The organism is Micromonospora sp. M61 (genome assembly GCF_018070245.1).
In the GTDB taxonomy this organism is placed as follows: Bacteria; Actinomycetota; Actinomycetes; order Mycobacteriales; family Micromonosporaceae; genus Micromonospora; species Micromonospora zamorensis.
On record NZ_JAGPYA010000030.1, the window covers coordinates 1 to 26,368 of the forward strand.

General features: G+C 72.2%; 24 protein-coding genes and 1 pseudogene. 22 read left to right on the top strand and 3 right to left on the bottom strand.

Features of this window, described 5'->3' with window-relative positions:
* Nucleotides 1-276: 276 nt before the first annotated feature.
* Genes KBX34_RS18470 through KBX34_RS18480 form a run of 3 tightly spaced genes read right to left on the bottom strand, consistent with a single transcriptional unit; the run spans nucleotide 277 to nucleotide 2,916 of the window.
* Nucleotides 277-963: a TVP38/TMEM64 family protein gene (locus KBX34_RS18470; RefSeq protein ID WP_210926016.1), complete on the bottom strand. Its 687-nt coding sequence runs from the start codon at nucleotides 961-963 to the stop codon at nucleotides 277-279.
* The gene (locus KBX34_RS18475) at nucleotides 960-1,679 is read right to left on the bottom strand and encodes a type 1 glutamine amidotransferase (RefSeq protein ID WP_088949387.1); all 720 of its coding nucleotides are present in this window, start codon (nucleotides 1,677-1,679) and stop codon (nucleotides 960-962) included. The genes KBX34_RS18470 and KBX34_RS18475 overlap by 4 nt, the downstream gene beginning before the upstream one ends.
* On the bottom strand, nucleotides 1,669-2,916 hold the full coding sequence (locus KBX34_RS18480) for a MurT ligase domain-containing protein (protein ID WP_088949386.1): 1,248 nt from the start codon (nucleotides 2,914-2,916) through the stop codon (nucleotides 1,669-1,671). The genes KBX34_RS18475 and KBX34_RS18480 overlap by 11 nt, the downstream gene beginning before the upstream one ends.
* A 355-nt stretch (nucleotides 2,917-3,271) precedes the next feature.
* On the opposite strand from KBX34_RS18480, the gene mraZ reads away from it, so the two are divergent.
* The 22 genes and pseudogenes from mraZ (at nucleotide 3,272) to KBX34_RS18590 (ending at nucleotide 26,334) form a co-directional block, all read left to right on the top strand.
* Nucleotides 3,272-3,703, top strand: a complete 432-nt coding sequence (gene mraZ, locus KBX34_RS18485) for a division/cell wall cluster transcriptional repressor MraZ (protein WP_088949385.1) — start codon at nucleotides 3,272-3,274, stop codon at nucleotides 3,701-3,703.
* Nucleotides 3,704-3,908: 205 nt separating this feature from the next.
* Nucleotides 3,909-5,018, top strand: a pseudogene (gene rsmH, locus KBX34_RS18490) (16S rRNA (cytosine(1402)-N(4))-methyltransferase RsmH).
* Nucleotides 5,008-5,613, top strand: a complete 606-nt coding sequence (locus tag KBX34_RS18495) for a hypothetical protein (RefSeq protein ID WP_141910533.1) — start codon at nucleotides 5,008-5,010, stop codon at nucleotides 5,611-5,613. Before rsmH ends, KBX34_RS18495 begins: the two are co-directional and overlap by 11 nt.
* A gap of 3 nt (nucleotides 5,614-5,616) precedes the next feature.
* A complete protein-coding gene (locus tag KBX34_RS18500) occupies nucleotides 5,617-7,824 on the top strand; it encodes a penicillin-binding protein 2 (RefSeq protein ID WP_210926018.1) in 2,208 nt (735 codons plus the stop codon).
* A 52-nt stretch (nucleotides 7,825-7,876) separates the two neighbouring features.
* Nucleotides 7,877-9,439, top strand: a complete 1,563-nt coding sequence (locus tag KBX34_RS18505; RefSeq protein WP_210926020.1) for a UDP-N-acetylmuramoyl-L-alanyl-D-glutamate--2,6-diaminopimelate ligase — start codon at nucleotides 7,877-7,879, stop codon at nucleotides 9,437-9,439.
* Nucleotides 9,436-10,833: a UDP-N-acetylmuramoyl-tripeptide--D-alanyl-D-alanine ligase gene (gene murF, locus KBX34_RS18510; protein ID WP_210793877.1), complete on the top strand. Its 1,398-nt coding sequence runs from the start codon at nucleotides 9,436-9,438 to the stop codon at nucleotides 10,831-10,833. Before KBX34_RS18505 ends, murF begins: the two co-directional genes overlap by 4 nt.
* Nucleotides 10,830-11,954 carry a phospho-N-acetylmuramoyl-pentapeptide-transferase gene (mraY, locus tag KBX34_RS18515; protein ID WP_088949380.1) on the top strand — a complete coding sequence of 375 codons (1,125 nt, stop codon included), beginning with the start codon at nucleotides 10,830-10,832 and terminating at the stop codon, nucleotides 11,952-11,954. The genes murF and mraY overlap by 4 nt, the downstream gene beginning before the upstream one ends.
* A 327-nt stretch (nucleotides 11,955-12,281) precedes the next feature.
* Nucleotides 12,282-13,712, top strand: coding sequence for an FtsW/RodA/SpoVE family cell cycle protein (locus KBX34_RS18520; RefSeq protein WP_374223699.1), 1,431 nt, complete (start codon nucleotides 12,282-12,284; stop codon nucleotides 13,710-13,712).
* Complete coding sequence (gene murG, locus KBX34_RS18525) at nucleotides 13,712-14,818, top strand: undecaprenyldiphospho-muramoylpentapeptide beta-N-acetylglucosaminyltransferase (RefSeq protein WP_099856017.1); 1,107 nt, start codon at nucleotides 13,712-13,714, stop codon at nucleotides 14,816-14,818. Before KBX34_RS18520 ends, murG begins: the two co-directional genes overlap by 1 nt.
* Nucleotides 14,815-16,380: a UDP-N-acetylmuramate--L-alanine ligase gene (gene murC, locus KBX34_RS18530; protein WP_210926022.1), complete on the top strand. Its 1,566-nt coding sequence runs from the start codon at nucleotides 14,815-14,817 to the stop codon at nucleotides 16,378-16,380. Before murG ends, murC begins: the two co-directional genes overlap by 4 nt.
* Nucleotides 16,377-17,195, top strand: coding sequence for a cell division protein FtsQ/DivIB (locus tag KBX34_RS18535; protein WP_210926025.1), 819 nt, complete (start codon nucleotides 16,377-16,379; stop codon nucleotides 17,193-17,195). Before murC ends, KBX34_RS18535 begins: the two co-directional genes overlap by 4 nt.
* A gap of 246 nt (nucleotides 17,196-17,441) precedes the next feature.
* Nucleotides 17,442-18,557, top strand: a complete 1,116-nt coding sequence (gene ftsZ, locus KBX34_RS18540) for a cell division protein FtsZ (RefSeq protein ID WP_088949375.1) — start codon at nucleotides 17,442-17,444, stop codon at nucleotides 18,555-18,557.
* 9 nt (nucleotides 18,558-18,566) lie between these two features.
* Nucleotides 18,567-19,310, top strand: a complete 744-nt coding sequence (locus tag KBX34_RS18545) for a YggS family pyridoxal phosphate-dependent enzyme (RefSeq protein ID WP_210926027.1) — start codon at nucleotides 18,567-18,569, stop codon at nucleotides 19,308-19,310.
* Between the two features lie 190 nt (nucleotides 19,311-19,500).
* Nucleotides 19,501-20,193, top strand: a complete 693-nt coding sequence (locus tag KBX34_RS18550) for a cell division protein SepF (RefSeq protein WP_141910526.1) — start codon at nucleotides 19,501-19,503, stop codon at nucleotides 20,191-20,193.
* Nucleotides 20,194-20,223: 30 nt separating this feature from the next.
* On the top strand, nucleotides 20,224-20,529 hold the full coding sequence (locus KBX34_RS18555) for a YggT family protein (protein ID WP_088949372.1): 306 nt from the start codon (nucleotides 20,224-20,226) through the stop codon (nucleotides 20,527-20,529).
* Between the two features lie 44 nt (nucleotides 20,530-20,573).
* Entirely contained in the window at nucleotides 20,574-21,386 is an 813-nt protein-coding gene (locus KBX34_RS18560) for a DivIVA domain-containing protein (protein WP_088949371.1), read from the top strand.
* A gap of 158 nt (nucleotides 21,387-21,544) precedes the next feature.
* Nucleotides 21,545-22,228 (top strand): hypothetical protein, encoded by a 684-nt coding sequence (locus tag KBX34_RS18565; protein ID WP_247671970.1) that lies wholly within the window; start codon nucleotides 21,545-21,547, stop codon nucleotides 22,226-22,228.
* A 10-nt stretch (nucleotides 22,229-22,238) separates the two neighbouring features.
* Nucleotides 22,239-22,544, top strand: a complete 306-nt coding sequence (locus KBX34_RS18570; RefSeq protein WP_088949369.1) for a DUF167 domain-containing protein — start codon at nucleotides 22,239-22,241, stop codon at nucleotides 22,542-22,544.
* A 22-nt stretch (nucleotides 22,545-22,566) separates the two neighbouring features.
* Entirely contained in the window at nucleotides 22,567-24,066 is a 1,500-nt protein-coding gene (locus tag KBX34_RS18575; protein ID WP_088949368.1) for a potassium/proton antiporter, read from the top strand.
* A 228-nt stretch (nucleotides 24,067-24,294) separates the two neighbouring features.
* Nucleotides 24,295-24,714, top strand: coding sequence for a TraR/DksA C4-type zinc finger protein (locus KBX34_RS18580; RefSeq protein ID WP_088949367.1), 420 nt, complete (start codon nucleotides 24,295-24,297; stop codon nucleotides 24,712-24,714).
* 64 nt (nucleotides 24,715-24,778) lie between these two features.
* Entirely contained in the window at nucleotides 24,779-25,393 is a 615-nt protein-coding gene (gene lspA / locus KBX34_RS18585) for a signal peptidase II (RefSeq protein WP_088949366.1), read from the top strand.
* Complete coding sequence (locus tag KBX34_RS18590; protein WP_088949365.1) at nucleotides 25,390-26,334, top strand: RluA family pseudouridine synthase; 945 nt, start codon at nucleotides 25,390-25,392, stop codon at nucleotides 26,332-26,334. Before lspA ends, KBX34_RS18590 begins: the two co-directional genes overlap by 4 nt.
* Nucleotides 26,335-26,368 lie beyond the last annotated feature (34 nt).

The window sequence follows — 26,368 nt, forward strand, 5'->3', positions numbered from 1 at the left end:
GACCAGGCCGGCCTCGACCACGTCGCCGACGAACTCAACGACCGCCCCCGCATGACCCTGGGCTGGGCCACCCCAGGTGAGAAGATGACCCAGCTCCTAGGTGTTGCAACCACCAGTTGAGCCCGCCCTTCATGGCCGCAGACGCTAGATCGCGCTGGCGCTGCCCGATGCCCTGCCGGCGGGATCGTCGTCCGGCCGTTACCACCGCCGAACCGACAGGATCTTGTCATCGGCGTCCGCAGGCGGCCAAGGTCCGCTCGGCCCTTCCGCCGCGGGTCAGACCGGCATGGTGCGGCGGCGTCGGCGCTCGGCACGCCACCACTGGTGGATGAGCACCACGCTGGCGATCAGGCCGAGGCTGGCCGGTGCGGCGGCATACCAGTTGATGTGGCCGGGCGAGCTGACCGCCGAGCCGATCGCCGCGTAGCCGACGGCGGTCGGCGCGGAGGCGATCACGCTGCCGGCCAAAAACGGCAGCACCCGCGCGCCGGTCGTGCCGTAGCCGTAGCTGACCAGCCCGAAGCCGGCGATGGGCAGCAGCCGCACGGTGACCACACCGAACACGCTCTGCCGGGCGAACCAGCCATCGAGGCGGGCCAGGCGACCACGGACCCGTTCGGCCACGAACTCCCGGCCGAGCAGCCGGCCGACAGAGAACCCGATCGCCGCGGCCACCAACGCGGCGCCCAGGGCGTACGCGGCGCCCTCCAGGGGGCCGAAGATCGCGCCCGCGGCGAGCGTGATGAAGGTACGGGGGACCAGCGCGACCAGCAGCAGAGCGCCGCCGAGGATCGCCGCGACCGGGGCGAGGTCGCCCAGCCGGTCGGCCAGCAGCGGCAACTGCTCCGGATCCGGACGGGGCACCAGGAGCAGCAGCAGCCCGCACCCGCCGATCAGCAGCACGAGCAGGGCGAACCGGGCGGCCGACGGTTGCCGGAGCAGCCGACGGACGGCTCGGATCATTGCCGGGCGGCGGCCACCGCGGAGCGGCGCTCGTTGCGGAGCCGGTCGGGCCAGGTGTCGTCCAGCGGAGGAAGCTGGTGTGCCCCGGTGGCCCAGCGCAGCAGCAGATCGGCCAGGGCGGGGTTGCGGGCCAGCGCCGGGCCGTGCGAATAGGTGCCCAGCAGCTTGCCGCGCCACGCGCCCTCGGTGGCACCGTCGTTGCCCACCCCGGCGGTGACCCGGGCCAGCGGGGAGACCTCCGGGCCGAGGTGGGTGCGGCCGCCGTGGTTCTCGAAACCGGTCAGCGGTGGCAGGCCCAGCCGGGGGTCGATCTCACCGGCCAGCTCGCCCACGGCCCGGCTCGGGCCCCGGTCGGACTGGAGGTCGAGCAGCTCCAGGCCGCGGCACTGCACGCCCTTGGCGAAGAACGAGGTGCCGAGCAGCTGGTAGCCGGCGCAGACACCGAACACCACCGAACCCTGGGCGACCGCCCGGTGCAGACCGCCGTCGGCGAGCAGGCGCTGCGCGCCCAGCGCCTGTGGGCCGTCCTCGCCGCCGCCGACCAGGTAGATGTCGGCGGTCGCGGGCAGCTGCTGGTCGGAACGGACCTCCAACACCTCGACGGGCATGCCGCGTTGGCGGGCCCGGCGGGCGAGGATCAGGGCGTTGCCCCGGTCGCCGTAGGTGGACAGCAGGTCGGGGTAGATCCAGACGATGCGCAGGCTCTCAGATGACACGGTCCAACTCCGCTCGGATGTCCTGGAACGCGGTGTAGTTCGCGATGACCTCCAGCCGCCCGGGCGGGACCGACCGGATCGCGTCGTCGAACGTGCGGACGTGCTGGAACGGCACGTCGTTGACGTCCAGACGGACTGCCAGGTCGTATGCCCGGTCGCCGGTGATCAACACCTGCCGGCCACGGAGCGGGGCGAAGTCGACGTCGTAGAGCCAGGAGGTGTCCAGACCGTCGGGGTCGCGCGCGTTGATGGAGAGCAGGGTCGGTGCGTCGTCGGCCATGTCGAAGGCCTCCAGCCAACTGGCCGGGTTCTTGGCCAGCAGCAGCCGGATGTTGCGCCCGTCCTTGTCGACCTGCGCGTAACGGCCGGCCACCGAGGTGACGATGCCGAGGCGGGACACCGCGTCGACCGGACGGACGCCGAACTCGGCGGCCACGGCCAGCGCGGTCGCGGCGTTGCCGAGATTGACCTTGCCGGGTAGCTGGAGCGAGACCTTGTGCCAGGCCCCGGTGGGGTCGAGCACCCCCTCGTCCTCGACGACCCAGTTCGGCTCCGGTCGGCGCAGCGGGCAGCCGGTGCACCACCACTGGTCACCGGAGCGCTGGATGGTGGAGCCGCACTCCGGGCAGACCCAGGAGTCGTCGTGCCAGCGCTGGCCGGCACTGAACCAGGTCACGTGCGGCGGGTTGATGCCCCGGGCGGGGTCGCCCGGCGGGGTGGCGGCCCACACCACCAGCGGGTCGTCGGCGTTGGCCACGACCCGCACGTTGGTGTGCCGGACCAGGGCCGCGCGCCAGAGCTGCGCCATCATGGCGACCTCCTTGGCGCGGTCGAGCTGGTCGCGGGAGAGGTTGAGCAGCGCGACCACGTGCGGCTCGGTCGCCTCCAGCACCTGGGCGAGGTAGTGCTCGTCCACCTCCAGCACCGCGTACGGGGTGCTGCCGGCCTTGGCCAGCGCCGAGGTGTGCCCACTGGGCATGTTGGCGCCGAACGAGTTGGTGGCGACCCGGCCGAGCACGCCGACCGCGGCCGAGGTCAGCCGGGTGGTGGTGGTCTTGCCGTTGGTGCCGGAGACGAGCGCGATCGCACGCCCGGCCGACAGGTGGGCCAGCAGGTCCGGGTCGATCTTCAGGCCGATCCAACCGCCGATCACCGAACCGTCGCCGCGGCCGGCCGCCCGGGAGAGCGCTGCGGCGGTCCGTGACACGGAGCTGGCCACCTTGGCCCGTAGGGGCATTTTCGCGTCGGTCACGCGAGCGAGGTTACCGGACCGCCCGCCCCGCCAGATCGCCGCCGACGGTGAACCGTTCGGCCGTGGTGGCTGCGCGGGCGGCCGGGTGGACCTCCGCCGGACGGAGTCGATCTATGTCGGAAAGCGGACCACGCCGGAGGGCGGTCCCGGCCCTCCACTCCGCTCCACCCCTTGTGACGTGCTGTTTTAGGCGGGGATCGGGCGCGCCACGCGGGCGAATCTGGTTGCGGGTGGAGGGAAGTGGAGTAGAGTGGGGACCAATGGTGAGGCCGGGAGGGCTCACCGGCCCGGGGGGTCAGCGGCGCCGCGAACGCCGCTCAAGGGCGAGGGGGTTGGGCCGATGTTCCTCGGCACCCACACTCCGCGCCTGGACGAAAAGGGCCGGTTGATCCTTCCGGCCAAGTTCCGGGATGAGCTGGCGGGGGGTGTCGTGGTCACCAAAGGGCAGGATCGTTGCCTCTACGTCTTCCCGACTCCTGAGTTCCAGCGGATCGCGGAGCAGTTGCGCGCGCAGCCGATGACGCACAAGGCGGCCCGGGCCTACAGCCGGGTCTTCTTCGCGAGCGCGCACGACGAGGTTCCCGACAAGCAGGGTCGGGTGACCATTCCAGCCCATCTGCGGGAGTATGCCGCGCTCGACCGCGAGTTGGTGGTCATCGGCGCGAGCACGCGGGTGGAGATCTGGGACAAGGTCGCCTGGGAGACCTACCTCGCCGAGAGCGAAGACGACTTCGCCGACATCGAGGAGGGGGTGCTGCCAGGCGGTCTGTAGGGCGGAACGGCGCCCGACGTACTGCGAGATCTCCAGCCGCTTTCGAGTTCCTGGCACCCCTTCCCCGGTGCCAGGCGCACGATCCAGTCATCGGGCGACGGTCCGGTGTCCGGCGGGAGCGGATGGGGATCTGGCGGTACGACGGCAGCGCCGTCCGACGACAGGCGCACGAAGAGAACGGACGTTTCAACCAGTGGGGGTCATCATGGGGGAGTTGCGCGGCACGCACGTGCCGGTGCTGCTCGAGCGGTGTCTCGAGCTGCTGGCCCCCGCGCTGGGTCGAGGCGGCCGGACGATCTACGTCGACGCGACGCTCGGCCTGGCCGGGCACGCGGAGGCGGTGCTGGAGGCGCACCCGGAGACGGTCCTGATCGGGCTCGACCGGGACACCGAGGCGCTCGCCCACGCGCGGGTCCGACTGGCCCGGTTCGCCGATCGGGTGCACCTGGAGCACGCCGTCTACGACGAGCTTCCGGACGTGCTCGACCGGCTGGGCTATCCGGGCATCGACGGGATCCTGTTCGACCTGGGTGTCTCGTCGTTGCAGTTGGACGCGCCCGACCGCGGGTTCGCGTACGCCCAGGACGCGCCACTGGACATGCGGATGGACCAGACCCGGGGGGTGACCGCCGAGGAGGTGGTCAACACCTACGGGCATCCGGACCTGGCCCGGGTGCTGCGGGTCTACGGCGAGGAGAAGTTCGCCGGCCGGATCGCCTCGGCGATCATCCGGGAGCGGGAACGCGCCCGGATCACCTCGTCCGCGCTGCTTGCGGAGCTGGTCCGGGACTCCATCCCGGCGGCGGCCCGACGAACGGGCGGACACCCGGCAAAGAGAACGTTTCAGGCTTTACGGATCGAGGTAAACAAAGAGTTGGCAGCGCTGGAGACAGCGTTGCCATCCGCGCTCGACGCACTGACCGTGGGCGGTCGCATGGTGGTCCTGTCCTACCACTCGCTGGAGGACAGGCTCACCAAGGCGGCGCTCGCGGACCGGGTCCGCAACACGGGCCCGGTCGACCTCCCGGTCGAACTTCCCGGGTCCGGTCCGACGTTCCGGCTGCTCAGCCGGGGCGCCGAACTGCCCGGGGAGGCGGAGGTCGCCGCCAACCCGCGCGCCGCCTCGGTGCGGCTGCGGGCCGCGGAGCGACTCGACCCGAACGCGACAGAGCTTGGGCGGACCGACCGCGAACGGTCTCGCCGACGGGTGAAGGGAATGCACCAACCGGGCACGGGGTCCGCCTGATCCGTGGGGGGTCAGGGGCACCGGGACGGCAGAGGGACGGACGTTGAGGGGGAGGGACATGAACATTGACAAGCGCGGCCGCCGGGACGTCACCGGCGGCGAGCAGCGCGCACCGCGGTCGGGGGGCCGGACCGCGGCGGAGCGGGCTCCGCGCCTCGGAAACGGTACGCCACGCATCGATCGAACGAATCGGCAGGGGGAGACTCGCGCCCGGGGGGCGCGCGAGTTCCCGACTCAGGGCACCGCCGCGCTGCGACCGGTCGAGAAGGCCGCCAGCGCCACCGTCGCCCGCCCGCCTCGGCTGCGGGTGGCGCCGCCACCGCCGGTGTCGGTGCCGCGCGCTCCGTTCGCGGCGCTGATCGTGCTGCTGGTGGTCGGCGGGGTGCTGGGCATCCTGGCGGTCAACACCAAGATCAATGAGAACGCGTTCCGGTTGGAGCGGTTGCAGCAGCAGCAGGCTCGACTGGACCTGGAGAAGCAGCAACTGGACAAGCAGATCGCCGAGGCCGAGGCGCCGGGCAACCTGACCGCCGAGGCGCGGCGGCTGGGTCTGGTGGACGCCGGCGAGCCGGGTTACATCCGGCTGCCGGACGGCAAGACCATCGGCGTGCCGCAGCCGGCGACCGGCAAGCCGTCGGTGACCAGCCAGGGTGCGGGAGGCTGACCAGTGCCACCAAGGTCGGACGAGCCGCGCCGGGACCCCACGGGGGCCCGGCGCGGTTCTTCGCGTGACGCCGGTCCCGTCGACGGGGAGTCCCGCACAGGCGAATCAGGCATCGGGGGCATCTCCGGGGCTCGCGCGTACACCCCGAGGGGTCGAACCGTGCGCGAGGAGCGCGGCACGCCGGTGCGCGGTCAGGGCGCCGAGCAGAGGCGTACGCCGCGCAGCACCCGGTCCGGCGACCCGTTCCGGCCGGCGTTGCAGGTGCTCGACGGCGGCCGGGCCGCCGCCCGGGCCGGCCGGCGCGACGCTCCGGCCGCTGGGCGCGGCGGCGTCGTGCGCACCGTCTCGCCGCGCACCCCGCGTGCCCCGGGCGTCGACGAGCCGCCGCCACGGCGCCGGACCACGCCACGCGCGCCGCGGCGCACCGACCGACCGGCGGCCCGCCGACCGTCCCGCAAGCCACCGCGCCCGCCGAAGCTGGCCGAGTCGCGACTGCGCCTGCGGCTGGGCACCGTGCTCGCCCTGACGCTGTTCGCCGTCATCGGGATCCGGCTGATCTTCCTTCAGGCGGTCGACGCTCCGGCGTACGCCGGGGGCGGCATCGCCGACCGCCTGCGCACTGTCGAGCTGCCGGCGCCGCGGGGCGCGATCTACGACAGCACCGGCGCGCCCCTGGCCCGCAGTGTCGAGGCCCGCTATGTCTTCGCCGACCCGACCGAGGTGAAGGACCCGCCCGCCACCGCGAAGGCGCTCTCCCCGCTGCTCGGCATCCCGGCGTCGAAGCTGGTCGAGCTTATGAAGCCCCGCAGGCTGGAGAACGGCAAGTTGTCCACGTTCGCCTACCTGGCCCGGGGTGTGGAGATCCCGACCGCCAAGCGGGTGCAGGCGCTGGAGCTTCCCGGCATCGGTGTGCACCGCGACGAGAGCCGTGACGTGCCCGGCGGTGACCTGGCGGCCAACCTGATCGGCTTCACCAGTCAGGACATGGCCGGCCTGGAGGGGTTGGAGGCCCGCTACGACGACGTGCTCGCCGGGCAGGACGGCAAGCGGGTGTACGAGGCCGGCCTCGGTGACCTCGCGGCGCCGATCCCGGGCGGCTACAGCCAGACCACTCCCGCCAAGCCGGGCAGCTCACTGACCCTCACCATCGACCGTGACCTGCAGTTCCGCACGCAGCAGATCCTCAGCGCGGGCATGGCCCAGCAGCGCGGCGGCACCGGCGTGGCCGTGATCATCGAGATCCCCTCCGGCGCGGTGCTGGCCCAGGCCAGCAATCCCACCTACAGCGCGGCGAAGCCGTTCCCGAGCGACCCGGTCGCCCGGGAGGACGCGGCGACCAGCTTCGTCGTCGACCCCGGCTCGATCCACAAGGCGATCACCTTCGGCGCGGCGTTGCAGGAGGGTGTGATCACGCCGGACACGGCGCTGCCTATCGCGAACAGCATCAAGAAGGGCGACACCTGGTTCTCCGACACCCATCCCGCCGACGGCAAGAAGATGAGCGTGCCGGGGATGCTCGCCTACTCGTCGAACGTCGGCACCATCACGATCGCCGACCAGCTCGGCAAGGACCGGTTGATCGACTACCAGAAGCGGTTCGGGCTGGGTAAGCCCACCGGCGAGGGAATGCCGGGGGAGGCCAGCGGACGTCTGCTGCCGGCCGACGAGTGGAGCGACTCGTCGGAGGGGTCGGTGCCGATCGGGCACAGCGTCGACGCCACGCCGTTGCAGATGGCCGCCGCGTACGCCGCCATCGCCAACAACGGCACGTACGTGCAGCCGCACCTGGTCAAGGAGGTGATCGGCCCGGACGGCAAGCGCACCCCCGCGCCGGCACCGGTGACCCGGTCGGTGCTCAGCCCGCAGAACGCGGCGGCCCTGCGCACCATGCTGGAGGCGGTCACCACCGTCGACCGCGCCACCGGCCTGGCCGCCGCCGTCCCCGGTTACCGGGTCGCCGGCAAGACCGGCACCGGGTGGCGACTGGTGGACGGCAAGAAGCAGCCCGGCGAGGTGTCCTCCTTCATCGGCATGGCCCCCGCCGAGAACCCCCGGTACGTGATCGCGGTCTTCGCGTACGCGCCCGGTGGTGGGGGCGCGGCGATCGCCGGCCCGGCGTTCCGCGACATGATGCAGTTCACGCTGCGTCACTACCGTGTACCACCGTCAACCGGTGGTTCCGCACCCAAGTTCGTGGTCTATCCGCGCTGAGCAGCAATGGCGGGACATCATCGGTGAGTGCCGACGAACCACCGGGGCGGCTGTGCGGCCGGAACCGGACGACGGGGTAGGGTCTGACGCCGTGCCCGGCAATCCACGTCCACGTACCGTGACCGGAGTCCGGCTCGGCGATCTCGCCGTCCGACTCGCCGTCGACCTTCCGGCGGACGCCGCCGAGGTGGTCGTCACCGGGGCCACCCACGCCAGCCAGGAGGTCCATCCCGGCGACCTGTACGCGGCGTTGCCCGGCGCTCGCCGGCACGGCGCGGAGTTCGCCGCCGGCGCCGCCGAGGCGGGTGCCGTGGCACTGCTGACCGACCCGGCGGGTGCGGAGCTGGCCGCGGGCAGCGGGCTGCCCGTCCTGGTGGTGCCCGACCCGCGCGCCGTGCTCGGCGAGCTGGCCTCGGCCGTGTACGGCGACCCGACCGCCGGTCTCACAGTGATCGGGGTGACCGGCACCGCCGGGAAGACCTCCACCGCGTACCTGATCGAGTCGGGGCTGCGGGCGGCCGGCCACACCACCGGGTTGATCGGCACGGTCGAGACGCGGCTCGGTGACCTGGTGATCGACAGTGTGCGCACCACTCCGGAGGCGACCGACCTGCACGCCATGCTGGCCACCGCCCGCGAGCGGGGGGTCACCTCGGTGGTCATGGAGGTCTCCAGCCACGCACTGGCCATGGGCCGGGTGGGCGGCGTCCGGTTCGCCGTCGGCGGCTACACCAACTTCGGCTCCGACCACCTGGACTTCCACGCCGACAGCGACGACTATTTCGCCGCCAAGGCCCAGCTCTTCGACGGGCGGTGCGCGGTCGAGGTGCTCAACCACGACGACCCGGCCCTGAAGCCGCTGTACAAGCCGGCCACCGTCACCTACTCGGCGGCCGGCGACCAGGGCGCGAGCTGGTGGGCCGACGGCGTGGGCGGCGAGGGGTACGCGCAGCGGTTTACCGCGCACGGCCCGGACGGCGTGGTCCTGGACGCCGGGGTGGCACTGCCTGGCCGGCACAACGTGGCGAACGCGCTGCTGGCCATCGCCGCGCTGGTCGGTGCCGGGGTGGACCCGACGACCGCTGCGGCCGGGGTGGCCGCCTGCGGTGGTGTGCCGGGCCGGCTGGAGCTGGTCGACGTCGCCGCGCCGGTGCGCGGCGTTGTCGACTACGCGCACAAGTCGGACGCGATCGTGGCGGCGCTGGCCGCGCTGCGCGAGTTGAGCGCCGGACGGCTGATCTGTGTGATCGGCGCCGGTGGTGACCGGGACCGGGGCAAGCGGCCGGTGATGGGCGCGGCTGCGGCGGAGGGAGCCGACCTGGTGCTGGTGACCGACGACAACCCGCGTACCGAGGACCCGGCGGAGATCCGCGCCGAGGTGCTCGCGGGCGCGTACCGGGCCGGAACGGCCGCCCGGATCATCGAGGTGGCCGGCCGCCGCGCCGCGATCGACGAGGCGGTTCGGCTGTCCGAGCCGGGCGACGTGATCGCGCTGCTCGGCAAGGGGCACGAGCGCGGCCAGGAGGTGGCGGGCGAGGTGTTTCCGTTCGACGACAGCATCGAGCTGGCCGACGCGCTGCGGGCCCGCTTCGGGGACCTGGCGGTCCAGCGGTGATCGCGCTGAGCCTGGCCGAGGTGGCCGCGGCGGTCGACGGCCGGCTGGAGGCCGCCGATCCCGCTGCCACAGTGACCGGTTCGGTGGAGTTCGACTCCCGCAAGGTGGGGCCCGGTTCGCTCTTCGTGGCCTTCCCCGGTGAGAAGGTCGACGGGCACGACTACGCGGCGACGGCGATCCAGGCCGGCGCGGTGGCGGTGCTCGGCAGCCGTGCGGTGCCCGGGGTGCCGATGGTGCTGGTGGACGACGCCCTGACCGCGATGGGCCGGCTGGCCCGTGCCGCGGTGGACCGGCTGCCGGAGCTGACCGTGATCGGGGTGACCGGCTCGTCCGGCAAGACCACCACGAAGGACCTGATCGGTCAGCTCACCGCCCGGCTCGGGGCCACCGTGGCGCCGCCCGGTTCGTTCAACAACGAGCTGGGTCACCCGTACACCGCGTTGCAGGCCGGGCCGGACACCCGCTACCTGGTGATGGAGAAGGGCGCGCGGGGGATCGGGCACGTGCGGTACCTGTGTGAGCTGGTGCCGCCCCGGATCTCCGTGGTGCTCAACGTCGGCACGTCGCACATCGGCGAGTTCGGCTCGCAGGACGCCATCGCCCAGGCCAAGGGAGAGCTGGTCGAGGCTCTGCCGGCGGACGGGCTGGCGGTGCTGAACGCCGACGACCCGCGGGTGGACGCGATGGCGGGTCGCACCGGCGCCCGGGTGGTCCGCTACGGCGAGGCGCCGGACGCCGACGTGCGCGCCGAGGACGTCACGCTGGACGAGCGGGGGCACCCGTCGTACACGTTGGTCACCCCGGAGGGCCGCGCGTCGGTGCGGCTCGGGCTGACCGGCCGTCACCAGGTCGGCAACACGCTCGCCGCGGCGGCGGTCGCCCGGGAGCTGGGCATGCCGCTGGCCGAGCTGGCCACGGCCCTCGGCGAGCTGGGGCTGGTCTCGACCCGTCGGATGGACGTCTTCGACCGCCCCGACGGGGTGACCGTCATCGACGACTCGTACAACGCCAACCCGGCCTCGATGGCGGTGGCGGTACGGGCGCTGGCCAGTATCGGCCAGGGGCGGCGTACCGTCGCGGTGCTCGGTTACATGGCCGAGCTGGGCCCGTTCGAGCGCGACGGCCACGCCGAGGTCGGCCAACTCGTGGCCGAGCTGGGCGTCGACCGGCTGCTCGTGGTGGGCGAGCCGGCAGCGCCGATCCACGAAGGCGCGACAGCGGTAGCGAACTGGGGAGGAGAGTCGGTGCTGCTCACCGATCAGGCGGCGGCCGTCGAGGTGCTGCGGAGCGAGCTACGACCGGGTGATGTCGTCCTGGTCAAGGGTTCCCGGTACCGGACCTGGGAGGTGGCCGACGCCCTGCGCGCCGACGCCGGTGGGGAGCCGACCCGATGAGGGCCGTCATCGTCGCCGTCGGGGTCGCCTTCCTCGTCTCGCTGTTCGGCACCCCGATCGCGATCAAGTTGTTCACCCGGCTCAAGGCCGGTCAGCCGATCCGGTCCGACGGCCCGGCCATGCACCAGGGCAAGAAGGGCACGCCCACGATGGGCGGCGTGGTCTTCATCCTGGCCACGGTGATCGCGTACGTGGCCGGGCACCTGGCCCTGACCAGCCTGCCGGACCAGCAGATCGCCCAGGTGGAGCCGACCATCACGGCGTTGGTGCTGCTGGGGCTGATGGTCTTCTCCGGTGCTGTGGGTTTCCTCGACGACTTCCTCAAGGTGCGCAAGCGCAACAGCGCCGGGCTGAACAAGCGCGGCAAGCTGCTCGGCCAGATCCTGGTCGGCGCGGTCTTCGGGGTGATCGCGCTGTGGTTCCCGAGCACGATGACCGACGGATCGGGCCTGGCGACCAACACCGAGACGGTGGGCAGCACCACGCTGAGCTTCATCCGGGACATCGATGCCCTGGAGGTCAGCAAGGTCGGCGCGGTGATCATCTTCATCTTCGTGGTGATGGGCGCGACGAACGGCGTCAACCTCACCGACGGCCTCGACGGTCTGGCCACCGGCGCCTCGGTGATGGTGCTCGCCGCGTACGCGTTGATCGCGTTCTGGCAGTACCGGCACTGGTGCGCGGACCCGAACTACACCCAGCCGTACTGCTACGAGGTCCGCGACCCGTTGGAGATCGCGCTGATAGCCGGGGCGGCAGCCGGGGCCTGTGTGGGCTTCCTCTGGTGGAACACGTCCCCGGCACGGATCTTCATGGGCGACACCGGGGCGCTGGGGCTGGGCGGTCTGATCGCCGGCATGGCGATGTCCACCCGCACCATTCTGCTGCTGCCGATCATCGGTGGGCTCTTCGTGATCATCACGATGTCCGTGGTGATCCAGATCATCTCCTTCAAGACCACCGGTAAACGGGTGTTCCGGATGTCGCCCCTGCAGCACCACTTCGAGTTGGCCGGCTGGAGTGAGGTCAACATCGTGGTGCGCTTCTGGATCATCGCGGGCATCGGCGTGGCCATCGCCCTGGGCCTGTTCTACAGCGAGTTCCTCGCCAACATGACCTGATCGGCCCTCGCGATCCCCGCACTCCCAGGCCGCCCGGACGGCCCGCCCCGCGCGGGTTCCGTCCGGGCGGTTGGTGCTTTCAAGGCCGGCGCGGGAGTTCGACACGCCCGGTGCGTCGTTGTGGGCGTGCCCGGCGCGTCCAGCGGTGATGATGTCGGGGTGGGGGAGGACTCAGGCACCGACGACAGGACAGCCGGTCGGCCGCGACGGTCACCGGGCGCGACGCGTACCGCTGCGGCGGGCGCGCCGCCCGACGACGCGCGCGGCCCGGAACCGGGTGCGGCACCGCGGGCAGCGGACCCGCCACCACCCGTGCCACTGCGCGGGTTGGACGGGGCCGGTGGGCTCGCCGCGCTGCGCGGTCTGCTGGCGCGACCGCTGGCCTCCTACTACCTGCTGCTGTCCAGCGCCGGCCTGCTGCTGCTGATCGGGCTGACCATGGTCTTCTCGGCGACCAGCGTGAAGGACTACGCCGAGGACGGCAACGCCTCGGCCTCGGTGACCAAGCAAGCGATCTTCGCGGTGATCGGCATCGGGGCGTTCTGGGTCTGCCAGCGGCTGCCCGCCAGCACGTACCGCTCGCTGGGCCGACCGCTGCTGTTCACCTCGATCGGGCTGCTGCTGGTGCTCAACCTGCTGGTCGCCTACGCCCGGCTCACCAAGCAGAAGTCGGCCGGGTTCGGGCCGATCGAGGCGCGACTGAACTGGCTCTTCGTCGGCGGGATCCAGGTGCAGCCCTCCGAGCTGGCCAAGTTCGCGCTGGTGTTGTGGGGTGCGCACCTGATCGCCCGCAAGGGCGCCGCGCTGGGCTGGTGGCGCGAGCTGGCCACCCCGCTCTTCCCGGTGATGGGCCTGCTCTTCGTCCTGGTCGGCTACAACGACACGGGCACGATGCTCTGCCTGCTGGCCCTGGTGGTGGGTCTGCTCTGGGCCGCCGGCGTCCGCATGCGGGTCTTCGGCGCGCTGACCGTGGTCGGCCTGCTCGGCGTGGGCCTGCTCGTCGCGGTGGCATCGCTGGGCGCCGGCTCCGGCGAGCGGGGCGAGGACAATTACCGCTTCGCCCGGCTGGCCATGTTCTTCAACCCGCCGGACCCGGAGACCTGCAAGCTCGACGGCTGTCTCCAGTTCTACCAGGGTCGGCTGGCCATCGAGCACGGCGGCTGGTTCGGTGTCGGGCTGGGTAAGGGCAGCCTGAAGTGGGACTGGCTGCCCGAGGCGCACAACGACTTCATCTTCGCGATCATCGCCGAGGAGTTGGGCGTGATCGGGTGCGTCGTGGTGCTGAGCCTGTTCGCGGTCCTCGCGTACACCGGGTTCCGAATCGCCCGCCGGGTCGACGACCCGTTCCGCCGGCTCGCCGCCACCGCCGTGACCACCTGGCTGGTCAGCCAGGCCGTGATCAACATCGGTGGGGTGGTCGGGCTGCTGCCGATCACCGGTCTGCCGCTGCCGTTCATCTCCGACGGCGGAAGTGCCCTGGTGGTGACGTTGGCGGGCATCGGCATGCTGGCGTCCTTCGCCCGCGCCGAACCCGATGCGGCCCGAGCACTGCATGCCCGTCCGCCGGCCCGGTGGGTCCGACTACTCTGGGCCCCGTTGCCGCCGCTTCCCGGCCGGCGTCGCCGACCGGCGACGCCGCCCGCTGGCCGAGGGTCCATACCCCGGTCCCGCGAGCGGCGCCATGACGACCAGGCCGCGCCGCGCGGGGTCCGCCAGGACCGCAACCGCGGGGGTACGGCGAGCGAAAGGAGACGCTGATGGGTCCGCTGCGTTCGGTGGTGCTCGCGGGAGGTGGCACCGGGGGGCACGTCTACCCGCTGCTCGCCTTCGCCGACTGCCTGCGCCGACACGACCCGGGCGTCCGGATCACCTGCCTCGGCACACCACGCGGCATGGAGAACGACCTGATCCCGCCGCAGGGCTACGACCTGCGGCAGATCCCGGCGTACCAACTGCCCCGGTCGGTCAACATGAACCTGGTCCGTACCCCGGGCCGGATGTGGACCGCGGCGCGCGCCGCGGGCAAGGTGATCGACGAGGTACAGGCCGACGTGGTCGTCGGCTTCGGCGGGTACGTCTCGGTGCCGGCCTACCTGGCCGCCTGGCGTCGCGAGATGCCCATGGTGATCCACGAGGTGAACGTGCCACCGGGTGTGGCCAACAAGCTGGGCATGAAGTTCACCAAGAACGTCGCCGTCGGCTTCCCGCACCAGCCGAGCCAGGCCGAGTCGCTGCGCGACGCCACAGTGGTCGGGGTGCCGCTGCGCCGCACCATCGCCGCACTGGACCGGTACGCGCTTCGCGACGCCGCCCGCGCCCACTTCGGGCTCCGCCCGGACCTGCCGGTGCTTTTCGTCTCCGGCGGCTCGTCCGGCGCCCGGTCGATCAACCTGGCGGTCTCCGGGGCGGCCAAGGAGCTGGCCCGCAACGGCGTGCAGGTGCTGCACGTGATGGGCGCCCGCAACGAGCCGGTGCCGATCCCCACCGACCTGCCGGTGCCATACGTGACGCTTCCGTACCTGTCCGAGATGGAGCTGGGCTACGCCGCCGCCGACCTGATGCTGGCCCGGGGCGGGGCGATGACCGTCGCCGAGGTTGCCGCGATCGGGCTGCCGACGATCTACGTGCCGTACCCGCACAGCAACCAGGAGCAGCGGCGCAACGCGCTGCCCGTGGTGGAGGCCGGCGGCGGGCTCCTGGTCGACGACGCGGAACTCACCCCGGCCTGGCTGGAGCGCACCGTCATCCCCCTGATCCGCGACCCGCAGCGGTTGTACGCGATGGGCGCGGCGGCAGGGGCGTACGGCCGACGCGACGGCGACGAGGCCCTGCGCTCCTTCGTCATCCAGGCGGTGGCCCGATGACCGCGCAGTTCACCCCGGCCGGCACGCTCACCGCGGAGGACCTGGGCGCCGTCCACCTGATCGGGGTGGGCGGGGTGGGCATGCTCGGCGTGGCCCGGCTGCTGCTCACCCGGGGCATCCGGGTCTCCGGCAGCGACCTGCGTGAGTGGCCGTCGCTGGCGGGCCTGCGGGCGCTCGGCGGCACCATCTACCTCAGCCACGAGGCGACCAACCTTGACGGCGTGGACACCGTCGTCTACTCGTCGGCCATTCCCTCCGACCACCTGGAGCTGGTCGAGGCGCGTCGGCGCGGGCTGCGGGTGCTGCACCGGTCGGAGGCCCTCGCCGCGGCGATGACCGGCCGCCGGGCGGTGGCGGTCGCCGGCACGCACGGCAAGACCACCACCACCTCGATGGTGACGATGGTGCTCCAGCAGGCCGGTGTGGACCCGTCCTTCGTGATCGGCGGCGAGATCTCCGAGGTCGGCTCGGGCGCCCACCACGGCACCGGCGAGCACTTCGTGGTCGAGGCGGACGAGAGCGACCGCTCGTTCCTCATCTACCGCCCGTACGTCTCGATCATCACGAACGTCGAGGCGGACCACCTCAACACCTACGGCGACTACGCGACGCTGGAGGCGGCGTTCGTGGAGTTCGCCCGCCTCACCGACCCGGACGGGTTCATCATCACCTGCGCCGACGACCCGGGCGGTCGGCGGCTGGCCGAGAGCCTGCGCGCCGAGGGCCGGCAGGTGTTCACCTACGGCGAGGCGGCCGACGCCGACCTGCGGCTGACCGAGATCGTCTCCTCGGCGCGTGGTGTGCGCTATCTGGCCGCGATCGACGGCCGGTCACTCGGCGAGTTCCGGTTGCCGGTGCCGGGGCGGCACATGGGGCTGAACAGCGCCTCCGCGGTGCTGGCCGCGTACCTGCTGAAACTGCCGCTGGAGGCGGCCGAGGCCGCGCTGGCGGTCTTCCCCGGAGTGCGGCGGCGCTTCGAGCGCAAGGGCGTCGCGGACGGCGTGCTGGTCTACGACGAGTACGCCTACCACCCGACCTCGATGACCCTCGCCATGCAGACGCTGCGCGAGGTGGCCGGCGACGGGCGGTTGATCGTCGTCTTCCAGCCGTACCGGCTGTACCGCACCCGCGACAACCAGGCGGAGATCGCCGAGGCGCTGGCCATCGCCGACGAGGTGGTGCTGTTGGAGGTCTTCGGGCCGGGCGAGCTGCGCCAGCCCGGCGAGGGCTCGGCGGCGCTGATCGCGGCGGTGGGGCTGCCCGCCGACCGCAAGGTCTTTGTCGACTCGTGGGAGGCGGCGCCGGTCGAGGTGGCCCGCAGGGCCCGCCCGGGGGACGTCGTGGTGACCATGGGCGCCCCGCCGATCTCGCTGATGGGTGACGAGCTGCTCGCCGCCCTGGGGGCGCGTGCGAACGGCTCCGCGCCGACCGCGACCGTCGACCCGGTGGCCACCGCCCCGGTGATCGGTGATCCGGTGCCGGGTGGCGCCACGGCCGGGGGCGACGGAGCGGCCCTCGGTGGCGCCGTCGCGCCCGGCGGCACGGCGCCCACGGCCGGATGAGTCCCGGCCCGGCCCGAGGGCGGACCCGCGCCGCCGACGGCGGCGCCCCGCGTCGCGGTCCGGCGCGGCGTTGGCAGCTGGTCCGGGCGAGCCGCGACGCGGTACCGCCCTCGACCCGCCGGTTCATGGCCCGTGCCCGGCAGCGTCGCATGCGCGCGGCGCTGCCCTGGGCGGTGGCCGCCGGGGTGCTCGCGCTGGCCGGGCTGGTCGCCTGGACGGTGCTGGGCACCGGGCTGTTCGGTGTGCGGGAGGTGCGCGTGGAGGGGGCCGACCTGGTCACCCCGGTGCAGGTGCACGACGCGGTCGCCGTACCGGACGGGGTGCCGCTGGCCCGGGTGGACCTGGCGGCCGCCGCCCGCCGGGTCGGCGCGCTGGCGCCGGTGGAGCGGGCCACCGTGTCCCGCGACTGGCCCGGCACGCTGGTGGTGCGGGTGACCGAGCGGACTCCGGTGGCAGCGGTGCCGCAGGGGGAGGCGTACGCCCTGATCGACCGCAGTGGGGTGGCGTTCCGGACGGTGGACCAACGCCCCGCCGGGATGCCGCAGGTGACGGTGGCCCGACCGGCCGCCGACGACCCGGGCACGCGGGCCGGGCTGGAGGTGCTCGTCGCCCTGACCCCGGAGTTGCGCGCCGAGGTGGTGGACGTGAGCGTGGAGGGGTTGGCCCGGATCACCCTGCGGCTGCGCGGAGACCGGACGGTGGTCTGGGGCGACGCGACCCGGGGCGCGGACAAGGCCCGGGTGGCCACCGCGCTGCTCGACGAGGACACCGATCGGATCGACGTGAGTGCCCCGGACGTGGTGACCTTCCGCTGACCCGGCGAGCGCGTCAAGGCGTGACCTGTCGCGCTCCGGCCGGCGACACGCCGGGCGGGTCCTTGGCTCATCGCGTGGTGGCGCTTACGTTGCCCCGAAGAGGTTCAGTGGTTGACATAACTGTAAGCCTCTAGTAGAGGGTGAGGGTTCACTCCTGACTCTCGCTGGTGACAGCTGTCGTCGGCCGCTGGTCTGGCCACGCCGTACCCGGTCGGCCGAAGCCAATCTCGAAGGAAAGGACCGGAGATGACACCTCCGCACAACTACCTGGCGGTCATCAAGGTCGTCGGCATCGGGGGAGGCGGCGTCAACGCCGTCAACCGGATGATCGAGGTTGGGCTCAAGGGCGTCGAGTTCATCGCGATCAACACCGATGCCCAGGCGCTGCTGATGAGTGACGCCGACGTCAAGCTCGACGTCGGCCGGGAGCTGACCCGTGGACTGGGGGCCGGCGCCAACCCGGACGTCGGCAAGAACGCCGCCGAGGACCACCGCGACGAGATCGAGGAGGTGCTCAAGGGCGCCGACATGGTCTTCGTGACCTGCGGTGAGGGCGGCGGCACCGGCACCGGTGGCGCGCCCGTGGTGGCCAACATCGCCCGCAAGCTCGGTGCGCTGACCATCGGCGTGGTGACGCGGCCGTTCTCCTTCGAGGGCAAGCGCCGTCAGGTGCAGGCCGAAACCGGAATAGACGAACTCCGCAACCAGTGCGACACGCTGATCGTGATCCCGAACGACCGGCTGCTGGCCCTGGGTGACCGCAACATCAGCATGATGGACGCCTTCCGCACGGCCGACCAGGTGCTGCTCTCCGGTGTGCAGGGCATCACCGACCTAATCACGACCCCGGGTCTGATCAACCTGGACTTCGCCGACGTCAAGAGCGTGATGAGCGGCGCCGGCAGCGCGTTGATGGGCATCGGCAGCGCCCGCGGTGAGAACCGCGCCGTCGAGGCGGCCGAGGCGGCCATCTCCAGCCCGCTGCTGGAGCAGAGCATGGACGGCGCGCGCGGCGTGCTGCTCTCCATCGCTGGCGGTTCCGACCTGGGCCTGTTCGAGATCAACGACGCGGCCCAGCTGGTCACCGACGCCGCCCACCCGGACGCCAACATCATCTTCGGCGCGGTCATCGACGACGCGCTCGGTGACGAGGTGCGGGTGACGGTCATCGCGGCGGGCTTCGACGGCGGCACACCCGCGTACAAGGCGGCCGAGCCGACCCGTAAGACCAACACCAACCAGCCGGCGGCGCAGAGCACCCCGGTGCCGGCACCGGCGACCAACCCGGCTCCGGCCCAGTCGCCGCGCCGAGTGCTCTTCGACGACGTGGACGTTCCCGATTTCCTCAAGAACGGGTCCTGAGCACCGCCGATGACCGACAGCTCAGCCACGGTAGGGCCGGACCGGCACGCCGAGATCGCGGCCGGTCTGGCTCAGGTCAGGTCCCGGATCGCCGACGCCTGCGTGCAGGCCGGCCGGGACCGCGCCGACGTCACGATGATCGCGGTGACGAAGACCTACCCGGCCAGCGACGTGTTGGCGCTGGCCGGGCTCGGGGTCACCGACCTGGGGGAGAACCGCGACCAGGAGGCAGCCGGTAAGGCCGCCGAGGTGGCCGCGGCCGGGGTGCGCCCCCGCTGGCACTTCATCGGCCAACTCCAGCGCAACAAGGCCCGCTCGGTGGTCCGGTACGCCGACGTGGTGCAGTCCGTCGACAGTGTCCGGCTGGCCCGGGCGTTGGCCAACGCCGCCGCCGACCGGGAGGTGCCGCTGGACGTCATGGTCCAGGTGAGCATCGACGGCGACGCGGCCCGGGGTGGCGCACTGCCTGGTTCGGCCGACCCGGGCGCCGGGCTGGAACCAGTGGCCGAGGCGGTGGCCGACGCGCCCGGGCTGCGTCTGGTCGGTCTCATGGCGGTGGCTCCGCTGGGTTGGGAGCCGGACCGGGCCTTCGCTCAACTCGCGGAGGTTGCCGGCGTGTTTCGGACGGTCCATCCGGGAGCGACCGAGCTGTCCGCGGGAATGAGCGGAGATTTCGACATCGCGATCCGATACGGCGCGACACATGTCCGCGTCGGCAGCGCGTTGCTCGGAATGCGTCCCACGCTGCGGTAGCCTGACCGCGAGACATGCAAATTACATCAGTGTTGTTTCAGGGGTGGCGTCCCCTAGTCGGGGGTCGTGGCGCGCGACGCGAATCGCGCGCCAGGGGATTGCCGCCCCGGTCCGATGGGCATTGTTGTCCATTCGCGACGGGCGACATGGCACGGGGGCGCGTGCCGCACGGCGGACGGAAGGGCGCGGGATGGGTGCACTGCGCAAGGCGGGGGTCTGGCTCGGTCTGGTCGAAGAAGACGACGAGCGGGCCTACGACGACGGTGGCTACGACAAGGGTGGCTACCGCGACTCGCGTTACCGGCAGAGCCGGTACGCCGAGGAGTTCGCCGACGAGGACGAGGACGACACCGAGGAGCCACCGGCTCCCCGGCCGCGGGTCAGTGAGCGGGGTCGACTCTCCGAGCGGGCGAGCGGGCGGTTGAGCGAGTCCGAGCGTGGTGACAACGAGCGTCCGGAGCGGGTCGAGCGGGCCAGCGTACGGTCGATCACCCGGTCGTCGGCTGGTGAGACCTCCGGCGCGCTGACCTACCACACCCGCGACAATCTGGCGCTCGCGCCGCAGGTCGCGTCACGTGAGCGGGCGTTGCCCGAGGAGGAGCAGCGCTACCAGATCACCACGCTGCACCCGACCACCTACCGCGAGGCGCGCACGATCGGGGAGCACTTCCGCGACGGGGTTCCGGTGATCATCAATCTCACCGAGATGGATGAGGCCGATGCCCGCCGTCTGGTGGACTTCGCCGCCGGTCTGGCGTTCGGCCTGCGCGGTACGATCGAGCGCGTGACCAATCGGGTGTTCCTGCTCTCACCGGCTAATGTCCAGGTCACCGCTGAGGACAAGGCCAAGATCGCTGAGGGCGGTTTTTTCAGTCTGAGTTGACCCCGCCCGACCCGAGGGACGTCGCTGACCGTGTTGTCGATCTTACTGCAAGTGTTGTACCTGGTCCTTTATGTCTTCCTGCTCCTCCTCTTGTCCCGGTTCGTGTTGAGCGCCGTCCTGCAGTACGGCCGTCGCTGGCAACCGGGGCGTGGAGCATCGGCAGGATTGGAATCCGTGTGGAGCGTCACTGATCCCCCTCTCAACGCGTTGAGGCGTGTGATCCCTCCGCTGCGAATTGGTACCGTGAGCATCGACCTGGCCTCCCTTGTGCTCCTGGTTATCCTGTTCGTGCTGATGGAGTTCGTGTTAGGGCCGTCGATCAGGGCATCTGCCTGATGACCGACGCGCTTTCGCGGCCGCAACTGACCCGAGGAGTTTCGATGCCGCTGACCCCGGCCGACGTCCACAACGTCGCCTTCAAAAAGCCGCCGATCGGCAAACGGGGGTATGACGAGGAGGAGGTCGACGCCTTCCTTGACGAGGTCGAGCGCGAGCTCGCCCGTCTCATCGAGGAAAACAACGAGCTGCGCGCCCAGGTGGAGCGCGGCGGCCGTGGCGGTGCCCCCGCCGGCCCCGGCGGCGACGCCCGACTGGCGGCGGAGCTCAACGACGTCAAGGCCCAACTGGACCGGGTGCAGCGCGACAAGTCGGCGGCCGAGCAGGCCGCCCGCGCGATGCAGGCCGAGCTCGAGCAGGTCCGCGCGACCGGCGGCCCGGCCGGCGGCGGCGTCACCGGTGACGGTGAGCAGCAGGCCCTGCGCGTGCTGATGATGGCCCAGCGCACCGCCGACGACCACGTGTCCGACGCTCGTCGCGAGGCCGACCAGCTGCTGTCCGAGGCCCGTGGCAAGGCCGAGGAGGTGACCCGGGAGGCGCGCGCGAAGGCTGACGCCCTTGAGCGGGACGCCCGCCAGCGGCACCAGGAGGCCATGGGCGGCCTGGACGCCAAGCGCACGGCGCTGCAGAAGCACATCGAGGAGCTCAAGCAGTTCGAGCGCGAGTACCGCACCCGGCTCAAGGCCTACCTGGAGAGCCAGCTGCGTGACCTCGACGGTCGCGGCCAGGGCCTCGAAGCCGAGATGACCCGCTCCGAGGCAGGCCGGGTTGCCGGCGGCAACGGGCTGGCCGCTGCGGGCCTCGCCGGTTCGTACGGCGGCGGCGGGCGCTCCGGCGCCCTCGAAGCCGGACGCTGAGCACCGGCCGGCGATCGTTCTCCGCCAATGGTGACGATCGCCGGCCCAGCCAGGACGGTACGACGCGGCGGGGGTGAGCCGTGATAGTCGCAAGTCTTCTGCTCATCCTCGTCGCGGTGGTCCTGCTGGTGCTCGGTCTGGCCAGTGGCTCCAGCTTCATGTTGATCATCTCCATCGCGGCCAGTCTGCTGGCCGCCGTGGCGTTGGTGGTGGGCGCCCGCCAGGCAGCCGCCAACCGCGCTATGGCGGATCCCGGTCGGCCCGGCCGGCGACCCCCCGACGCACCCCGCACGGCCCGCCAGGCCACGGGTGTCGCGTACGGGCCGCCGCTGGTCGAGCCGGAGGTGCCGGTCCAGCACGTGCCCACGACGGTTGGTACCGGCGGCACCGGGTGGCGGCAACCACCCGAGCCGCCGGCCGACCATGCGCCGCCGTTCGATCCGCGCGTCGACGATGTGCCGCCGTTCGATGATGCGCCGCCGTTCGATCCGGGCTCGCCGTTCGTGACCCCGGCCGACGACGTGTCCGCTCCCGCCCGACCCGTCAGCCCGGCGTCGCCGTTCGCGGCGTCGACCGACGACGCCTTCCTCGACGGTGCCCCGACGGCCGACGAGCCGGCCGAGCAGCCGGTCACTCCCGCCGAGGCGGCCCGGGTGGCGCGACTTCCCGATGCCGTCCAGGTGGTCGACGGTCACCCCCGCTACCACCTCGCCAGCTGCCCGCACCTCGTTGGCCGGGCGCCCGAGGTGCTGCCGGTCGCCGAGGCCGTCGAGCTCGGTTTCACGCCCTGCGCGCACTGTGCGCCAGCCACCGCCCTGCTCGCCGACGCCCGGCCGATCTGAAGCGGCGCCGGTGCCCGCGCAGGAGACGCTCACCGTGGCGGTACGGGTGAAGCCGGGCGCCTCCCGTACACGGGTGGGTGGCCGCTTCGATGGTCCACACGGGCCCGCCCTCGTGATCGCGGTGCACGACCCGGCCGTCGACGGTCGGGCGACCGAGGCGGCCCGCAAGGCGTTGGCCGCCGCCCTGGGCCTCCGGCCGGGCGCGGTGTCACTGCGGGTCGGCGCGGCCAGCCGCGACAAACTCTTCCTCGTCGATCGGCCCGGCCCGGAGCTGTCCGAGCTGCTGCGCCGACTGCGCGACGGATCCGCCGAGTGAGGAACGCCCAGGCCAGGCTGCTGTGACGCCCGGATTGGACATCGCGCTGCTGCTCGGTGCGGCCGTGCTGCTGGTCGCCGTCGGCGCGGTGCGGCTCTCCACCCGGCTCGGCGTGCCCAGCCTCCTCGTCTACCTGGCGCTGGGCGTGGCGATCGGCGAGGGCGGGCTGGGCATCGGCTTCGAGGACGTCGAGCTGACCCGGGCCCTCGGCTTCTGCGCCCTCATCGTGATCATCGCGGAGGGCGGCCTCACCGCCCGGTGGACCACCCTGCGTCCGGTGCTCGGGCTGGCCTCCGCGCTCTCCACTGTCGGCGTGATCGTCAGCATCGTGGTGGTCGGTGTCGCCGTACACCTGCTGTTGGGGTTGGACTGGCGGTTGGCGCTGCTCTATGGCGCGGTGCTCTCGTCCACCGACGCGGCGGCTGTCTTCGCCACCCTGCGTCGGCTGCGGCTGCCGCCCCGGCTGGTGGCGACGCTGGAGGCCGAGTCGGGCATGAACGACGCCCCGGTGGTGCTGCTGGTGGTGCTGCTGTCCCACGAGGGCTGGGCGCACCCGTGGTGGTACGAGGTCGGGCTGGTCTGTTACGAGCTGGGTGTGGGTGCGGCGGTGGGTGTGGGCGCCGGCGTCGCCGGCACCTGGGCGCTGCGCCGGGCCGCGTTGCCCTCGGCCGGGCTCTACCCGATCGCCGCGGTGGGCATCACCGTGCTGGCGTACGCCGCCGGGGCGGTGCTGCACGCCTCGGGGTTCCTCGCCGTCTACGTGGCCGGGGTGCTGCTGGGCAACGCCCGGTTGTCACACCGGCAGGCGATCCTCGGTTTCGCGGACGGGCTCGCGTGGCTCGCCCAGATCGGGCTGTTCGTGCTGCTCGGGTTGCTGGCCTCGCCGGGTCGGCTGGACGCGGCGGTGCTGCCCGCGGTGGTCGCGGGACTGGCCCTGGTGCTGCTGGCCCGGCCGTTGTCGGTGGCCGTCTCGGCGCTGCCGTTCCGTGTCAGCCTCCGCGAACAGGCGTTCCTGTCCTGGGCGGGGCTGCGCGGGGCGGTGCCGATCGTGCTGGCCACCATTCCGCTCTCCGAGCGGGTGCCCGGTGCGGAGCGTCTCTTCGACGTGGTCTTCGTGCTGGTGGTGATCTTCACGCTGGTGCAGGCCGGGGCGCTCGGGCCGTTCGCGCGGTGGTTGCGGGTGACAGCGCCGGCCGAGGCGGCCGAGATCCATGTGGAGACGGCGCCGCTGGAGCGGATGCGGGCGGACCTGCTCCAGTTGGAGGTGCCGCCGGGCTCGCGGCTGGCCGGTGTGCACGTCGACGAGCTGCGGCTCCCGTTGGGCGCATCGGTCACGCTGGTGCTGCGCGACGGGGTGGGTTTCGTGCCCGCACCGGACACCCGCCTGAAGACCGGCGACAGCTTGTTGATCGTGGCGACCGCGGGGGTGCGGGACGCCGCGGAGCGCCGGCTGCGGGCGGTCAGCCGGCGGGGTCGCCTGGCCCGGTGGTTTGGTGAGTACGGGGATGAGGCAGTCGATTGATCTGCTAGCGTTCCCTTTGCCCCAGTTAGGCAGGGCTAGGGGCTGTTTAGCGGAGCGACGGTGCGGCACGTTGTCGGACGCCTGTACGTTCCGTATTCTTGCCAACCTCCGGAGTGCGCGGCCATCATTGCCGTGCGCCCCTTTTCGTACATTAGGGGACGCCTTGGTCGGCGCCCCCCGAACCAGGATGCCGCGGACCACGCGGCTCCCCGGCCGAGGGAGCGACCCATGGCGAAGCCAGCCGACACCAGGACCGCCGGGCGCAAGCCGGTGACGAAGCCCACCCGGAGCACGGCGGAGACCGAGAAGATCCGGGCGGCGCTGGCGGCGCGGCGGGACGAGCTTCGCGCCGAGTACGATCAGACGCTGAGTGAGATCACCGAGCTGCAGCGCGACCGGCTGACCGACTCGGCCGGGGACGACCAGGCCGACACGGGCACCAAGACGCTCGAGCGGGAGCAGGAGATCTCTCTCGCCAACAGCATTCTGGAACGGATCACGCAGGTCGAGCGCGCTCTGGAGCGCCTCGACGAGGGTGGTTACGGCTGGTGCGAGCGGTGCGGCAACCCGATCCCGGTCGAGCGCCTCGCCGCCTTCCCGTCGGCCACCCAGTGTGTGACGTGCAAGCAGCTGGAGGAGCGGCGCTGAGGTCCGTTCCCCGGCGGCGATGAGACGGTGAGCGATCACCGCCGAGACTGTCGATGGGGAGCGCATGACCGCAGTACCGTCCGCCGAGCCCGGCCGCACCGACCCAGGAGGCGGCACACGCCGGCCCCGGGCCGTCGCGATCCTTGCCGGAGTCGCCCTCGTGGCCCTGCTGGCCGACCTGGTCACGAAGCACCTCGCGCTGGCCGCGCTGACCGACCGGGAGCCGGTCCGGCTGCTCGGCGGGTTCGTCTACCTGAGCCTGACCCGCAACAGCGGTGCGGCCTGGAGCATCGGCGCTGACCACACCTGGATCTTCCCGCTGATCACGATCGGTGTGGTCGGCTGGATCGTCTGGATGGCGCTGCGACTCCGCTCGCTGCCCTGGGCGATCTCCCTGGGCCTGGTGCTGGGTGGTGCGCTGGGCAACCTCGTCGACCGGATCTTCCGGGCGCCCTCGCCCTTCCACGGGCACGTGGTCGACATGATCAGCCTCTTCGACCCGTACGGCCAGGTCTGGCCGGTGTTCAACCTGGCGGACAGCTCGCTGGTCTGCGGTGTGCTGCTGGCGGTCCTGTTGGAACTGACCGGCCGTCAGCGGGACGGCCGGCGGGCCGGACGCGACGACGCCCCGGCCGAAACGGACGCCACCCAGGGCGCCGACCAGAAGGAGCGGGCATGACCTCCGCCTTCGCCGCTGGCGGCGACCACCGTTCCCTCCCGGTGCCGGACGGCCTCGACGGCATGCGACTTGACCAGGCGGTGTCCCGCCTGTTCGGGCTCTCCCGCACCGCCGCCGCGGCCCTGGTGGATGCCGGGGACGCGCTCGTCGACGGCGCCGCCCGACCCAACTCGCACAAGGTCAAGGCCGGCTCCTGGCTGGACGTCACGCTGCCGGCCCCGGTCGCACCGCCGACAGTGGTGCCGCAGGCGGTGCCCGGCCTGCGGGTGGTCTACGCCGACGACGACATCGTGGTGGTCGACAAGCCGGTGGGCGTGGCCGCGCACCCCAGCCCCGGGTGGACCGGCCCGACCGTGATCGGCGCCCTCGCCGCGATCGGGCACCGCATCTCCACCAGCGGCGCCGCCGAGCGACAGGGCGTGGTGCACCGGCTCGACGTGGGCACCACCGGGATCATGGCGGTCGCCAAGAGCGAGCAGGCGTACACGGCGTTGAAGCGGGCCTTCAAGTACCGCGAGGTGGACAAGGGCTACCACGCGGTGGTGCAGGGTCACCTGGACCCGCTGCGCGGGACCGTGGACGCGCCGATCGACCGTCACCCCACCCACGACTACCGCTGGGCGGTGGTGTCCGGCGGCAAGCCGAGCATCACCCACTACGACACCATTGAGGCGTTCCCGGCGGCCAGCCTGGTCGACGTTCGACTGGAGACCGGCCGGACCCACCAGATCCGGGTGCACTTCTCCACCCTGCGGCACCCCTGCGTGGGTGACCTCACCTATGGTGCCGACCCGACCCTCTCGGCCCGTCTCGGCCTGGCCCGACAGTGGCTGCACGCCCGCGAACTGAGCTTCCTGCACCCCCGAACGGGGGACGAGGTCCGGTTCGTCAGCGACTACCCTGACGACCTGGACCGTGCGCTTCAGATCCTGCGTGACTGAGCGGCGACCGCCCGACACCGCTCCGACGAGGGGA